This window comes from Mycolicibacterium sp. TUM20985 (assembly GCF_030295745.1).
Classification (GTDB): domain Bacteria; phylum Actinomycetota; class Actinomycetes; order Mycobacteriales; family Mycobacteriaceae; genus Mycobacterium.
The window spans coordinates 892,716-905,778 of record NZ_AP027291.1 but is presented as its reverse complement, the minus strand read 5'-3'; the positions used below and the strand labels follow the sequence as shown (position 1 = coordinate 905,778).

The 13,063-nt window shown below is 66.8% G+C and carries 15 protein-coding genes and 1 tRNA gene; 5 read left to right on the top strand and 11 right to left on the bottom strand.

Annotation, left to right across the window (positions count from 1 at the left end; translation table 11 throughout):
* Position 1: 1 nt before the first annotated feature.
* Positions 2-1,213 (bottom strand): acetyl-CoA C-acetyltransferase, encoded by a 1,212-nt coding sequence (locus QUE68_RS04415; RefSeq protein WP_284232765.1) that lies wholly within the window; start codon positions 1,211-1,213, stop codon positions 2-4.
* A 213-nt stretch (positions 1,214-1,426) separates the two neighbouring features.
* Complete coding sequence (locus tag QUE68_RS04410; RefSeq protein ID WP_284232763.1) at positions 1,427-2,533, bottom strand: alkene reductase; 1,107 nt, start codon at positions 2,531-2,533, stop codon at positions 1,427-1,429.
* Between the two features lie 64 nt (positions 2,534-2,597).
* On the opposite strand from QUE68_RS04410, the gene QUE68_RS04405 reads away from it, so the two are divergent.
* Positions 2,598-3,767 (top strand): pyridoxal phosphate-dependent aminotransferase, encoded by a 1,170-nt coding sequence (locus QUE68_RS04405; protein ID WP_284232761.1) that lies wholly within the window; start codon positions 2,598-2,600, stop codon positions 3,765-3,767.
* A 67-nt stretch (positions 3,768-3,834) separates the two neighbouring features.
* Here the strand turns inward: QUE68_RS04405 and QUE68_RS04400 are convergent, their stop codons facing one another.
* The 3 genes from QUE68_RS04400 to QUE68_RS04390 are packed head-to-tail and all read right to left on the bottom strand — an operon-like array spanning position 3,835 to position 5,874.
* Entirely contained in the window at positions 3,835-4,272 is a 438-nt protein-coding gene (locus tag QUE68_RS04400) for an SRPBCC family protein (RefSeq protein ID WP_284224742.1), read from the bottom strand.
* Between the two features lie 58 nt (positions 4,273-4,330).
* Positions 4,331-5,437, bottom strand: coding sequence for a CaiB/BaiF CoA transferase family protein (locus QUE68_RS04395; protein WP_284232759.1), 1,107 nt, complete (start codon positions 5,435-5,437; stop codon positions 4,331-4,333).
* Positions 5,434-5,874 (bottom strand): SRPBCC family protein, encoded by a 441-nt coding sequence (locus QUE68_RS04390; protein WP_284224739.1) that lies wholly within the window; start codon positions 5,872-5,874, stop codon positions 5,434-5,436. Before QUE68_RS04390 ends, QUE68_RS04395 begins: the two co-directional genes overlap by 4 nt.
* Before the next feature lie 92 nt (positions 5,875-5,966).
* Here QUE68_RS04390 and zwf point away from each other — a divergent pair, with 92 nt between their 5' ends.
* The 3 genes from zwf to QUE68_RS04375 are packed head-to-tail and all read left to right on the top strand — an operon-like array spanning position 5,967 to position 8,759.
* On the top strand, positions 5,967-7,463 hold the full coding sequence (gene zwf, locus QUE68_RS04385; RefSeq protein WP_284232758.1) for a glucose-6-phosphate dehydrogenase: 1,497 nt from the start codon (positions 5,967-5,969) through the stop codon (positions 7,461-7,463).
* Between the two features lie 9 nt (positions 7,464-7,472).
* A complete protein-coding gene (locus QUE68_RS04380) occupies positions 7,473-7,826 on the top strand; it encodes a UBP-type zinc finger domain-containing protein (RefSeq protein WP_284232755.1) in 354 nt (117 codons plus the stop codon).
* 6 nt (positions 7,827-7,832) lie between these two features.
* Positions 7,833-8,759, top strand: a complete 927-nt coding sequence (locus tag QUE68_RS04375) for a cation diffusion facilitator family transporter (protein ID WP_284232753.1) — start codon at positions 7,833-7,835, stop codon at positions 8,757-8,759.
* Here QUE68_RS04375 and QUE68_RS04370 read toward each other — a convergent pair.
* Positions 8,756-10,318 (bottom strand): phytoene desaturase family protein, encoded by a 1,563-nt coding sequence (locus tag QUE68_RS04370; protein WP_284232751.1) that lies wholly within the window; start codon positions 10,316-10,318, stop codon positions 8,756-8,758. The genes QUE68_RS04375 and QUE68_RS04370 overlap by 4 nt on opposite strands.
* 51 nt (positions 10,319-10,369) lie before the next feature.
* On the bottom strand, positions 10,370-10,975 hold the full coding sequence (locus QUE68_RS04365; protein WP_284232748.1) for a TetR/AcrR family transcriptional regulator: 606 nt from the start codon (positions 10,973-10,975) through the stop codon (positions 10,370-10,372).
* A 49-nt stretch (positions 10,976-11,024) separates the two neighbouring features.
* Between QUE68_RS04365 and QUE68_RS04360 the strand changes: the two genes are divergently transcribed.
* A complete protein-coding gene (locus QUE68_RS04360; RefSeq protein WP_284232742.1) occupies positions 11,025-11,741 on the top strand; it encodes a polyamine aminopropyltransferase in 717 nt (238 codons plus the stop codon).
* A gap of 4 nt (positions 11,742-11,745) precedes the next feature.
* On the opposite strand, the gene QUE68_RS04355 is transcribed toward QUE68_RS04360, so the two are convergent.
* The 4 genes from QUE68_RS04355 to QUE68_RS04340 form a co-directional block, all read right to left on the bottom strand.
* Positions 11,746-12,072, bottom strand: a complete 327-nt coding sequence (locus tag QUE68_RS04355; RefSeq protein ID WP_284224732.1) for a DUF202 domain-containing protein — start codon at positions 12,070-12,072, stop codon at positions 11,746-11,748.
* The gene (locus QUE68_RS04350; protein ID WP_284232741.1) at positions 12,072-12,443 is read right to left on the bottom strand and encodes a YidH family protein; all 372 of its coding nucleotides are present in this window, start codon (positions 12,441-12,443) and stop codon (positions 12,072-12,074) included. Before QUE68_RS04350 ends, QUE68_RS04355 begins: the two co-directional genes overlap by 1 nt.
* Before the next feature lie 80 nt (positions 12,444-12,523).
* Complete coding sequence (locus QUE68_RS04345; protein ID WP_284232740.1) at positions 12,524-12,739, bottom strand: hypothetical protein; 216 nt, start codon at positions 12,737-12,739, stop codon at positions 12,524-12,526.
* Between the two features lie 174 nt (positions 12,740-12,913).
* Positions 12,914-12,979: transfer RNA gene (locus QUE68_RS04340), tRNA-OTHER, on the bottom strand.
* Positions 12,980-13,063: the final 84 nt, after the last annotated feature.

Genomic DNA, 13,063 nt, shown 5'->3' with positions numbered 1-13,063 from the left:
CTTACACCCTCTCGATGATGGTCGCGACACCCATGCCGCCGCCGATGCACAGTGTGACGAGGGCGCGCTTGGCGCCGCGGCGCTCGAGCTCGTCGACCATGGTTCCGGTGATCATGGCGCCGGTGGCACCCAGCGGGTGGCCCATCGCGATGGCGCCGCCGTTGACGTTGAGCTTCTCGTCGGGGACGTTGAGGTCCTTCTGGAACTTCAGCACCACCGAGGCGAACGCCTCGTTCAGCTCGAACAGGTCGATGTCGTCGACCGTCAGGCCGGCGCGGTCCAACACCTTGCGGGCGGCAGGCGTCGGGCCGGTCAGCATGATGACGGGATCGGCGCCGCTGGTGGCGGTGGCCACGATGCGGGCGCGCGGGGTCAGACCCTGCGACGTGCCCGCGGCCTCGGAGCCGACGAGCACCAGCGCGGCACCGTCGACGATGCCGGAGCTGTTGCCGCCGGTGTGGACGTGGTTGATCTTCTCGACGTAGTGGTACTTCTGGAGCGCCACGTCGTCGAAGCCGCCCATCGCGCCGATGCCGTCGAACGCGGTCTTCAGCTTGCCGAGGCTCTCGACCGTCGAACCGGGACGCATGTGCTCGTCGTGATCGAGGATGACCAGACCGTTCTGATCCTTGACCGGCACGACGGACTTGGCGAAGTAACCGCCCGACCATGCGGCCGCGGCCTTCTCCTGCGAGCGCGCGGCGTAGGCGTCGACGTCCTCGCGGGAGAAGCCCTCGATGGTGGCGATCAGGTCGGCGCCGATGCCCTGTGGGACGAAGCCGATGCGGTAGTTGGTCTCGGGGTCGAGCGCCCACGCGCCGCCGTCGGAGCCCATCGGAACACGGCTCATCGACTCGACGCCGCCGGCGATGACGAGGTCATCCCAGCCGGAGCGCACCTTCTGGGCGGCGATGTTGACGGCTTCGAGGCCGGAGGCGCAGAAGCGGTTGAGTTGGAACCCACCGGTGGTCTCGGGCAGCTTTGCCACCAGCGCAGCGGTTCGGGCGATGTCGCCGCCCTGATCGCCGACGGGTGAGACGACACCGAGGATGACGTCGCTGATCAGGTTCTCGTCCAGGTCGGGGTGACGGCTACGCATCTCGTCGATCAGGCCGACCACCAGGTTGACGGGCTTGACTTCGTTCAGCGAGCCGTTGCGTTGCTTGCCGCGAGGCGTGCGGATCGCCTCGTAGATGAAGGCTTCTTCGGACATGTTTGACTCTCCAGGTCCTGTATGAGGTTGAGGGTAGATCTCGGCTACGCACGCGCGTGCCAACGGGAACCATAGTCCTCGCGATGGCGAGCGTAGCAGCCTCGCCCAACCCGTTGGTTGGGCGCTCCCCGCCTCGTCCACCTTGCCGAGCAGACGCAAGTGGCCCTGAATCGGGAGGATTCAGGGCCATTTGCGTCTGCTCGCGGGGAGGGGTTAGGCGGTCTGCGGCTGCTCCAACTCCGCCAGGGTCGGATAGTCCACGTAGCCAACGGGTCCCGGCGCGTAGAACGTCGGGACATCCGGCTCGTTGAGCTCAGCACCCACGACCAGCCGGTCGATGAGGTCGGGGTTGGCAAGGAAGGCCCGCCCGACCGCGGCAGCACTGATCACACCCCACTCGGCGAGTTCCTCCAGCTGGCAGAACCGGGTCTCCACCTCGCGGCCGGTGTTGAGCACCAACGGCCCGAACCACAGCCCGCGGATGGCGCCGAAGGCCGGCACGTCGGGATCGATGAGGACGTGCAGGTAGGCGATGTCCAGCGGCGCGAGCCGGGTCAGCAGCGCCTCGTACGCGGCGACCTCGTCGACCTCGCGCATGTCGCCGGCACCGTTCCCCGGCGAGATGCGCAGCCCCACCCGGTCGGCGCCGATCTCGGCGGCGACCGCTTCGACGATCTCGGCGGTCAGCCGGGCGCGGTTCTCGGCCGAGCCGCCGTAGCGATCGGTCCGGCGATTGGTGACGTCGGAGAGGAACTCGTGCAGGAGGTAGCCGTTGGCGCCGTGGATCTCGACGCCGTCCATGCCGGCATCGATCGCGCGGCGGGCGGCAGCCCTGAAGTCCTCGACGATCGGTGCGATCTCGTCGATGGCCAGGGCGCGCGGCGTCGGCAGCGGCTTCTTACCCGACGGCGTATGAGTCGTCACGTCGGCGGCGATGGCCGAGGGTGCGACGGGTTGCAGCCCGCTGATGTCGGGGTGACCCATCCGCCCGACGTGCCACAGCTGGACGAACATCTGACCGTCGGCGGCGTGCACGGCCCGCGCGATCTCGGACCACTTCCCCTGGTGCCGGTCGGTGTAGAGACCCGGCGTGTTCAGGTAGGCGCCGTTGGCGGCGGCCGACACCGCGGTGGCCTCGGAGATGATCAGCCCTGCAGCTGCGCGCTGGGAGTAATACCGGGCGGCCAGGTGGGAGGGAGTGCCGTCCGCCTGCGCTCGGGATCGCGTCAAGGGCGCCATGAACATTCGGTTGCGCGCGACGATGCCGCCGATCTGAACGGGTGCGAGTAGTGCGGCGTCGGTTGCGAGCGAGTAAGCCATGTCGCCGTCAGCGTCTCGAGCCGTCCATTCATTCCCGGCCCCCGTGCCCCTAGGCTCGACGACCATGACGGTCTCGCGACTCCAGCCCTATGCCGTGACCATCTTCGCCGAGATGTCGGCGTTGGCCGCACGGATCGGTGCGGTGAACCTCGGGCAGGGATTTCCCGACGAGGACGGCCCGGCGGCGATGTTGAAGACGGCGGAGAACGCCATCGCCGACGGCGTCAACCAGTACCCGCCGGGGCCGGGTATCGCGCCGCTTCGCGAGGCCATCGCGGCGCAACGCAAGCGGCTCTACGACATCACCTACGACCCCGACACCGAGGTGCTGGTCACCGTGGGAGCGACGGAGGCGATCGCGGCCGCCGTCATCGGACTGGTGGAACCCGGTTCCGAGGTGCTGTTGATCGAACCGTTCTATGACTCGTACTCCCCCGTGATCGCGATGGCCGGCTGTCACCGGGTGGCCGTACCGCTGGTTCGCGATGGACGCGGCTTCGCCATCGACGTCGACGCGCTTCGCGCTGCGGTCACGCCGCGCACCCGCGCGCTGATCGTCAATTCGCCGCACAACCCGACGGGCATGGTCGCGGCGGACGCCGAATTGTCCGCCATCGCCGCACTCGCCGTCGAGCACGACCTGCTGGTGATCACCGACGAGGTGTACGAGCGGTTGGTGTTCGACGGCCGTCGCCACCTGCCGCTCGCGGGCTACCCGGGCATGGCCGAGCGGACGCTCACGATCTCCAGCGCGGCGAAGATGTTCAACGTCACCGGGTGGAAGATCGGCTGGGTCTGCGGACCGGCCGACCTCATCGCCGGCGTACGGGCGGCCAAGCAGTTCCTCACCTACGTCGGCGGGGCGCCGTTTCAGCCTGCGGTCGCCGAGGCGCTCGACAACGAAGACGCCTGGACGGCTGCGCTACGAGACTCCTTCCAGGCCAAGCGAACTCGACTGTCGGGTGCACTCGTCGACATCGGGTTCGACGTGCTCGACAGCTTCGGCACCTACTTCCTGTGCGCCGATCCGCGACCGCTGGGCTACACCGACAGCACCACGTTCTGCGCCGAGCTACCCGAGCGGGCCGGCGTCGCGGCAATCCCGATGTCGGCGTTCTGCGATCCCGATTCCGATTACCTCGGCGACTGGAACCACTTGGTGCGCTTCGCCTTCTGCAAGCGTGACGACACCATGGAGGAGGCCATCGAGCGGCTGCAGGTGCTGAAGCGCTAACCCGCGAGCGGCCACATATCGCACAGTTTCAGTCGCGAAGCGGGCAATAACTGGCCAGTCGCGAGCGTCAACCGTGGTTGCGGGTCACCCTGCAGCGGAGCCGGTCGACCGCCACGTCGAGGACCATCTTCTTGGCGCGCGTGACGAGGAACTGTGGAATGGGAGCGGCGACGTCGACGGTGATGTCGAACCGCACCATCGTCTGATCCCCGACCCTGGTGAGGTTGTACTCGCCGTGCTGTCCCCGCTGCTGGAACGTATCCGTCGCGTCCCACACCACCCAGTCGGGCCCCCAGTGATATTCGAGGAGTTCCTTGTCGCTGACACCCATGATCTTCACCGTCGCCTTGACGTGGTGCGGGCGGCCGTCAGGGTGTCGGTCGAGGACCTCGGTGTGCCGGTGCAGCGTCGACCACGACGGCACCTCCTCGATGTCGGCGAGGGCATCGAGGATCGCCTCGGGCGAGGCGTCGAACACGGTTTCCCGTGTGGCCCGCACTGCCATGAGCAAAGGGTAATCGTCAGCCACGCCCAGTGCAGCGGTTCGACCGGCTAACTCGTCTTCACCATCCGAGGTCGGCAAGCGCGGTGGTGTCGCTGGGCGGCCGACCCAGCGGTCCGGACGGGGTGCGCGAGAACCGCGGAGCGGGCGCAGCCTGGTCGACGCCGTCCTGCGTGACGATGGTCGACCGGGCCACGAGATGCTCGGCCACCGACGCCTCCCGCCACGTCAGCACCGGGGTCACGCACGCATCGGTGCCCGCGAACACCGCCGTCCACTTCTCGCGGGTCTTGCGCGCGAAGCGTTCGGTGAAGAGGGACCTCATCTCGTCGTAACGGCCCGTGTCGAACTGGTTGGGCACCTCGTCGGACGAGAGGCCCAGCCCGGCGAGCAGCTGCGCGAAGAACTGTGGCTCGATCGCGCCGACGGCCATGTACCCGCCTTCCGAGCACTCGTAGACCCGGTAGAAGGGCGCTCCGCCATCGAGCATGAACGATTCGCGCCGGTCCTTCAGCGACCCCGTCGCCTTCATCGTCCACATCACCTGCGCGAGGATGCTGACGCCGTCGACCATCGCGGCGTCGATCACCTGCCCCCTGCCCGAGCGTTCCCGTTCGTAGAGGGCTGCGACGATGCCGACCAACGCGAACATGGACCCGCCACCGAAGTCCGCCACCAGGTTCAGCGGCGCCACGGGCGGTCGGTCGCGGTAACCGATGGCGCTCAGCGCACCGGTCTGCGAGAGGTAGTTGATGTCATGGCCGGCCGTCGTGGCGAGCGGACCGTCCTGACCCCAGCCGGTGATGCGCGCGAAGATCAGCCGCGGGTTGACGGCCGCGCAGTCGTCGGGGCCGATGCCCAACCGTTCGCACGTCCCGGGCCGGAAGCAGTCGAGCAACACGTCGGCCTTGGCGACGAGCTCCAGCAGCAACTGCGGGTCGCCCTTGACGTCGAGGTCGATGATGCGTTTGCCGCGATGGAGGAGGTCGACGTCCTCGGCGGGCATCTTTAGAGGCCTGCTCCCCCTGTCGCTTCGCTCGCCGGGGTCGGGCCGCCGGACGCGGACCACGTCGGCCCCCAGATCGGCCAGCATCATCCCGGTGTGCGGACCCGGCCCGATGCCGCCGAGTTCGATCACCCTGACGCCAGTCAGGGGTCCGCCGTTCACCCCTTCTTGACCTTGATGACCTGTTTGCGCAGCCCATCGGTTGCCGATTCGAGGCCGCCCTTCATCGCTCGCTTCAGCACGAAGCCCGGGATGGGCACCGACGGGTCGATGGTGATGTCGAACTTGACCTTGGTCTTCGCCCCATCGGGCGTCAGCGTGTAGCTGGCGTCCTGCGTCTTCAGCTGGCTCGAACTGAGCAGCTTCCAGCTGGCGCCGAGGTCGCTCCAGGTGTACTCCACGACCATTTCATCGGAGATCCCCATGGTCTTAAGCTTCATCCTGACCTTGCGCGGCCTGCCGTTCTCGTCGGTCTCGAGGATCTCGGCACCTTGGTGCTGCGACGACCACTCAGGCGCGGTCTCGACGTCGGCGATGACGTCGAGGATTTCCTCGGGGGTTGCGTCGATGACCACTTCACGCGAATCACTGGTTGCCATGCTGGCGACCTTAACCAGCGGTCGACGGGTGGCGAGCCCTTTCGCCGCGCAGTGTCCTGCGCCGTTCACCTCTGGATGGAAACATCTCCCCCGTGACCACCGAGACGCCGCAAACCATCGCTCATCCGGGAACCGGCTCGCGCCCCAATCGCCGCGACGAGGAGACGCTCGCACCACACGTCATCGTGCTGTTCGGCGCGACCGGTGACCTGGCCAAGCGCAAGCTGTTGCCGGGGATGGCCTATCTGGTCCAGTCGTCGCTGGCGCCCAAGATCCGGGTCGTCGGGACGTCGTTGGAGGATCTCACCGACGACGAGTTCCGTGCGCTGACGAAGCAGGCCGTCGAGGCGTTCGGCACGCACAAGCTCACCGATGAGCAATGGGCGCACTTCGCCAGCCGCATCTCCTACGTTCCACAGGGCGGTGGACCGGCGGCGCTGGCCGCGGCGGTGGCCGACGCCGAAAGCGACTTGGGACCGGAAGTTCGCCGGCTGCATTATCTTTCGGTACCGCCCAAGGCTGCGCGTGCCGTGATCACAATGCTCAAGGAAGCCAACCTGGTCGACCGGTCGCGGGTCGTGATGGAGAAGCCGTTCGGCACCGATCTGGAAAGCGCCATCGAGCTGAACGACTTCGTGCACGAGACGTTTCGCGAGCGACAGATCTTCCGCATCGACCACTTCCTCGGCAAGGAGGCGGCGCAGAACATCCTCGCCTTCCGGTTCGCCAACGGCCTATTCGAGCCGATCTGGAACCGCAACTTCATCGACCACATCCAGATCGACATCCCCGAGACGCTCGGCCTCGACCAGCGGGCCAACTTCTACGAGAGCACGGGCGCCTACAAGGACATGGTCGTCACGCATCTGCTGCAGGTGATGGCGTTCGTGGTGATGGAGCCGCCGACGGCGTTGGAGCCGCGGGCCATCAGCGAGGAGAAGAACAAGGTGTTCCGCTCGATGCTGCCGATCAACCCCAACGACGTCGTCCGCGGCCAGTACACGGGATACCGCTCCGAGGACGGCGTTCCGCGCGACTCCGACACCGAGACGTTCATCGCGATGAAGGTCGGCATCGACAATTGGCGGTGGGCCGGGGTGCCCATCTACCTGCGCACCGGCAAGAAGATGGCCGAGGGCATGCGGATCATCTCGATCGCCTTCCGGGAAGCGCCGCGCACGATGTTCCCGGCGGGCTCGGGCGTCGGCTCCCAGGGGCCCGACCACCTGACGTTCGACCTTGCCGACGCATCCAAGGTGTCACTGTCCTTCTACGGCAAGCGGCCGGGCCCCGGCATGAAGCTCGACAAGATGTCGATGCAGTTCTCCACCCAGGAGACCGACTCACGGGGCGACGTGCTCGAGGCCTACGAGCGGCTGATCCTCGACGCGATGCGGGGTGACCACACCCTGTTCACGACGGCCGAGGGCATCGAATCACTATGGGAACGTTCGGCTCAACTGTTGGACGACCCCCCGCCGGTGAAGTCGTATCAGCCGGGAACGTGGGGCCCCAACGCAATCCACCAACTGGTCGCGCCCAGCGCCTGGCGGTTGCCGTTCGAACGGGTGTGGCGCGAGAAGAAGTAGGCTCGGGCCATGACGAGTGCAGTGAATCCGGCGATCCCACCGAGCGGAACGGGGTGCGTCGAGTGCACTGCCGCCGACGGGTGGTGGGTCCATCTGCGCCGCTGTACGGCGTGCGGACACATCGGTTGTTGTGACGACTCGCTGGCCCGCCATGCCTCCGCGCACTGGCGCGAGACGGGGCACCCGATCATCCGCTCGTTCGAGCCGGGCGAGGACTGGTTCTGGAACTACGACTCCAACCAGTACTACGACGGACCGGAGCTCGCGCCACCGGAGTGCCACCCGGTGGACCAGAGCGCGCCGGGCCCCGGTGAGCGCGTACCCAAGGACTGGATGGCTCAGCTGCAGCGTCGAGGGGACTGACGCGGCGTGGTGAAGGCCGGAGGTGACAGCGCCCTCACCGTCATCGTCGCATTCGCCGCCAATCTCGTGATAGCGCTGGCCAAGTCGGTTGCTGCCGTAACCACCGGGTCGGCGTCGATGAGTGCCGAGGCCGCTCACTCCTGGGCCGACACCGGCAATGAGGTGTTCCTCCTGATCGCGAATCGACGCAGTACCCGCGAAGCCGACGAGCGACGGCCCTTGGGTTACGGTCGCGAGGCGTACGTCTGGGCGCTGCTCGCCGCGCTCGGCCTGTTCGTCGTCGGGGCGGCGGTGTCCATCTGGCGGGGAGTCACCGAACTGCTCCACGGCGCTGAGGGCGCCGCGGACTACCGGGTTGCTTACATCGTGCTGGCCGTGGCGTTCGTCCTCGAGGGCACCTCGCTCGCTCAGGCCGTGCGTCAATTGCGGCGCGACGCAAAGAAATTCGATAGCGAGGTCCTGCAGTATGCCTACGAGACCTCGGACCCCACGGTGCGCGCGGTGTTCGCCGAGGACAGTGCGGCACTGATCGGCATCGCGATCGCGTTCCTGGGCATCCTGCTGCACGAGCTCACCGGGGACGTGGTGTGGGACGCCATCGGATCCATTCTGGTGGGTGTCCTGCTCGCAGTGGTGGCCGTCGTCCTCATCAACCGCAACCGCATCTTCCTCACTGGCGAAGCCGGCCCGCCGCGTCTGCAGAAGGCCCTGCGCGAGCATCTCGAAGGCTTCCCAGAAGTCGCGTCGGTCCGCTTCCTGCGCCCCGAATTCATCGGCCCTAAGCAGATCTTCGTGATCGCGAGTGTCGACCTGGTCGGAGACAGCGTCGAGTCGTCGCTCGCCAAGACCCTACGAATGCTCGAGCACCGCTTCGAGGATGACGTGCCCGAGATCCGCGAGGCCGTGCTCACGATCTCCGAGCCCGACGACTAACCCGCGTCGGCCAGCGCCTGCACCGCCGCGTTGTAGCCGGGAATGAACGTGATACCCGGTCCGCCATGGCATCCCGCGCTGCCGAGGTACAGCCCGTCGATGGGGAGGGGTTGGTCGACGAAGCCGCGGGGTCCCGGCCTGTTGGGTCCCATCTGTTCCGGGTGGATCAGGCCGTGGCAGTAGTCGCCGCCGGGAGCGCCGAACATGGTGCCCATGTGGCGTGGCGTAAACGTGGTGTGCCGGATGATCTTCGACTCGAAGTCCGGCGCCACCCGGGTGATCTTCTCGATGACGCGGCGGCCCATCTCGACCTTGAGGTCTCCGTAGGACGCGTCGTGGTACTCGAGCGGAAACCACATCGAGAAGGCCGACATCGCATGCTTTCCCACGGGCGCGAGCGCGGGGTCGTGGACCGACGGGAACTGCATCGCGATCGCGGGATCGGCGGGTACGACGCCGCGGCGGCTGTCCTCCCATTGCCGTTGCAGTTCTTCGGGTGTGCTGAAGAGGCCGATGGCCGACTGCATCTCGGGGTCGTTGAGGATCTCATACGGTTCGGCGAAGGTGGGCATCCCGTCGAGGGCGAAGTGCATCTGGAGGTAGCTTCCCCGGTGGTCGACGCGGGCGAACCGCTCGCGGATGTCCGACGGCACCGCGCCCGGGTCGAGCATCTTGGTGACGGTCAGGTCCGGTGCCACCCCCGATACGACGATGGCAGCGTCGATCGTCGAGCCGTCGTCGAGCCGGACGCCGGTGACCCGACCGTCGACGACCATGATCTCCTCGACCTTGGTGCGCAGCCGAAGCTCACCGCCACCTGCCACCAATCGGTCGACGAGATGCTTTGTCAGGGCACCGATTCCGCCGCGCAGTTTCTTCATCAGCTTGGCGTTCTCGTCGGGCATCGCTAGGCCGAACGCCAGCGCCGCCGCACTGCCCGGCGTCGCCGGGCCGCGGTAGGTGGTGTTGATCGCGAGGAAGGACAGCATCCCCCGCAGCGCGCCGTGCTTCTCGGCGTCGGGCAGGTAGCGATCGAGCACGTCGGTGACGGATCCGAACAGCATGTCGGTGATCGCGGACCGTTCGAACGCGTTCTGCGCGCAGGCGTACATCTCGTCGAGGGTCTTGGGCGGCGTGCCGGCGTCGAATCGGCCGAGCGCACGGGTCGGACCCTGGCTCCACGCCATCAGGCCGGCCATGCCGTTGACGGCCTCGGCGCCGTGTACCTCGTTGAGATGGGTGAGCAGTTTCATCGGATCGGTGTAGTACACGACGGGCTCGTCACCGATGCCCCGCAGCGATACCGACATGACGTCGAGGTCGACGGTCGGCAGGTCGTCGAGACCGAGTTCGTCGCTGACCTTTGCCGACGTCGGGAACTGTAGCGAGCCCGCGATCTCGAAGCTGTACCCGTCGAAAAGCTCTACGGTGGAGGCCATTCCGCCGGCGTAGAGCTTGGAGTCGAGGCACAGCGTACGAACGCCGGCCTTCTGCAGTAGGGCCGCCGCGGCAAGCCCGTTGTGGCCCGCACCGATGACAATCGCGTCGAAGTCCGCCATCGTCCGAGGCTGGCACGCTGCCATAGTTTTGTCAATAATGACGAAACTTCGTCAGGTCGTGTCGCTGATCCCCGCCGCGACCGTCTCGAGCGCCGTGCGGCACAGCCCCGCCAGTTCGGGAAGTGACGGCTCGTCGCCGAGCATCCAGACCTCCATCGCCCCGAAGACCGCTGCCGCGATGCACCTCGCCGTCACCGTCACGCGCAACCGACCCTCGGCCCCTGACGCCGGCGGCACGTCACGGGTCAGGTACTCCTCGACCGCCTCGGCGAAGTCGGCCTCGACCTGACGGATGTGGCGCACGATCCGGCCCGCGTCCAGCTCACGCGCCCGCAGTTCAGCGATCTTCGGCACCGCTTGGGCGTCATACGGTGCGGCCATGACTGCCGCGTGGACGGCATCGATCAACGACTCGTGGGGCGCGCGATCGGCGAGCGCGGTGCGGAACCACTCGAGACCGGCGTCGTAATCGGCGAACAGCAGGTCGTGTTTGGACGTGAAGTGTCGGTAGAACGTGCGCAGCGAGACACCGGCGTCGGCGGCGATCTGTTCGGCGGAGGTGTCCTCCACCCCCTGTGCCAGGAACCTGACCAACGCGGCCTGACGCAATGCGTCGCGTGTGCGTTCGCTGCGCGCCGTCTGCGCAGGCCTGACCATATGGGTAAGTTACCTTGCCCGCACTTGGGCGGGACTAGGGTCGATCTCGATGAGCGCACGCTTCGAGGAGTTGGGCTGGCAGCAGACACCCATGGGGGTGATCAGCCTGCGGCGGCGGTTCGATCCCTCGGTGCGGGCCGATGTCTACGAGGTCAAACTCGACGATGAGTTCGTGATGACGAGCCTGTTCACCGTGGCCGAGCGGGAATTGGCGCGGCTGGGGCTGGCCCGGACCCCTGGAGCGGCGCTGGACGTCGTCGTCGGCGGACTCGGGCTTGGCTACACCGCGCGAGAAGCCCTCGAGAGCGGGCGGGTCGATACCCTAACGGTCGTCGAGTACTCAGAAGCAGTCATCGATTGGCACGAACGCGACCTGCTCCCCGACACGGCCGGTTTGGCCGCCGACGGCCGCATCACGTTGAGGTGCGCCGACTTCTTCGCCACTGCAATGGATTCGGCAGGTTTCGACCCATTGCGCCCGGGTCGAACCCATGACGCCATCCTGCTCGACATCGACCACTCGCCGCGGCACCTTCTGCACCACCCGCACGCGTCCTTCTACACCCCCGAGGGCCTTCGAGCCACGGCCGCCCACCTCGTCCCGGGCGGCACGTTCGCGATGTGGTCAGACGATGCACCGGACGGAGATTTCACCGCCATCCTCGAAACCGTCTTCGCCGACGTCGAATCCCAACAGATCTGGTTTGACAACCCACTCACACGGGGGCGTTCGGCCGCCACGATCTACCTCGCCACGCGGCGGTAGAACCTTAGGTGCGCAACAGGTCGATGCCGATTGCGATCGTCACGATCGCCAACACCAAGGCCGTGCCCGGCACCATCCCGCGGGACAACGGTGTTCGTTGCGTTCGCACGTTGTGCAGCACTCGGCGGTAGCGCTGCGGGACGCAGAGGAGCACGGCCAGGGTTGCAGCCGCGGTGAGCAGCAGCCCTGGCCACGGGGACAACAGGTGCTGGTGCACGCTCCCACGCAACCACAGGAGGCCCACGGCGATCGCTCCGATTCCGGTGCGCTGCCACGCCAAGGCCGTGCGCTCGGCCTGAGCGCCGACGTCCATCAACTCTTCGTCGTCCACTAGTAGGCAGCCTCGGCCAAGAACACCAGTACTGCTGCGGCGGCGATGACGATCGCAACGCCTCCGACCATGATTCGCGGGAGCGGATCCATTGGTAGCGAACGATTTTCGCGCAGCGCGCGCTCGGTGCGGTCCCACCGGAGGTAGGCACCGATCGTCACGACCAGGGAGAGTGCCAAGAGCAATACGGTGATCGAGAGCCGCAACGGCCGGGGACCGAAATCGTGCACCAGGCTGACCAAGGCGACGGCACCCGCGAGTAGCGCCAAACCCGTACGCACCCATGCCAGGAAGGTCCGTTCGTTGGCGAGGGTGAACCGGTAATCCGGATCGGTGCCAACCGTCCGCAACGGTGGCCTACGCGTGAACACCGGGCCCACCTGCTCTCGTTTGGCCTGACACCCAACGTCACCTCGGCGACGTCGCAGACTTCACTGTAGCGGTGGCACGTTCAGGCGCCCTCCGACAGCGGGAACCGGCGGACCAGGGCGAGGATGTAGAAGGAGTTCATGCGACCGCGCATCTCATCCGGCGAACCGGCCTGCACCGACACCTGATGACCAATGCTGAGGACGCTTCCGGCCCACCCCGCCGCGAAGAGGAACGACGCATCGAGAAACATGCTGTCCCACTGGCTGATGCCCAGTGCGGACAGGAAGAGCGCCAAGGCCGCCGTCTATGCCGACTTGTACGACCACGAACTCGACGATGTCGCATCGGCGCTTGACGCGCTCGATGACCGCGTCTGAGTAGACCGCAACTTTGACCATGTGGATTGCCTGGGCCGGTGAGCCGGCCGGGACGATCGGCCCAAAACAGGCTTCGACTGCAACGATCTCGGTGGCCAGGGCCGGGATCGAACCGGCGACCTTCCGCTTTTCAGGCGGACAAGATAACCACTGACCTGCGGTTCATCTGCGTCTGTGCGTCCTATGCGCCGCATTAAGCAGGGCTGACGTACTCAGCCTGTCCGGCGAACGGACATAAACCG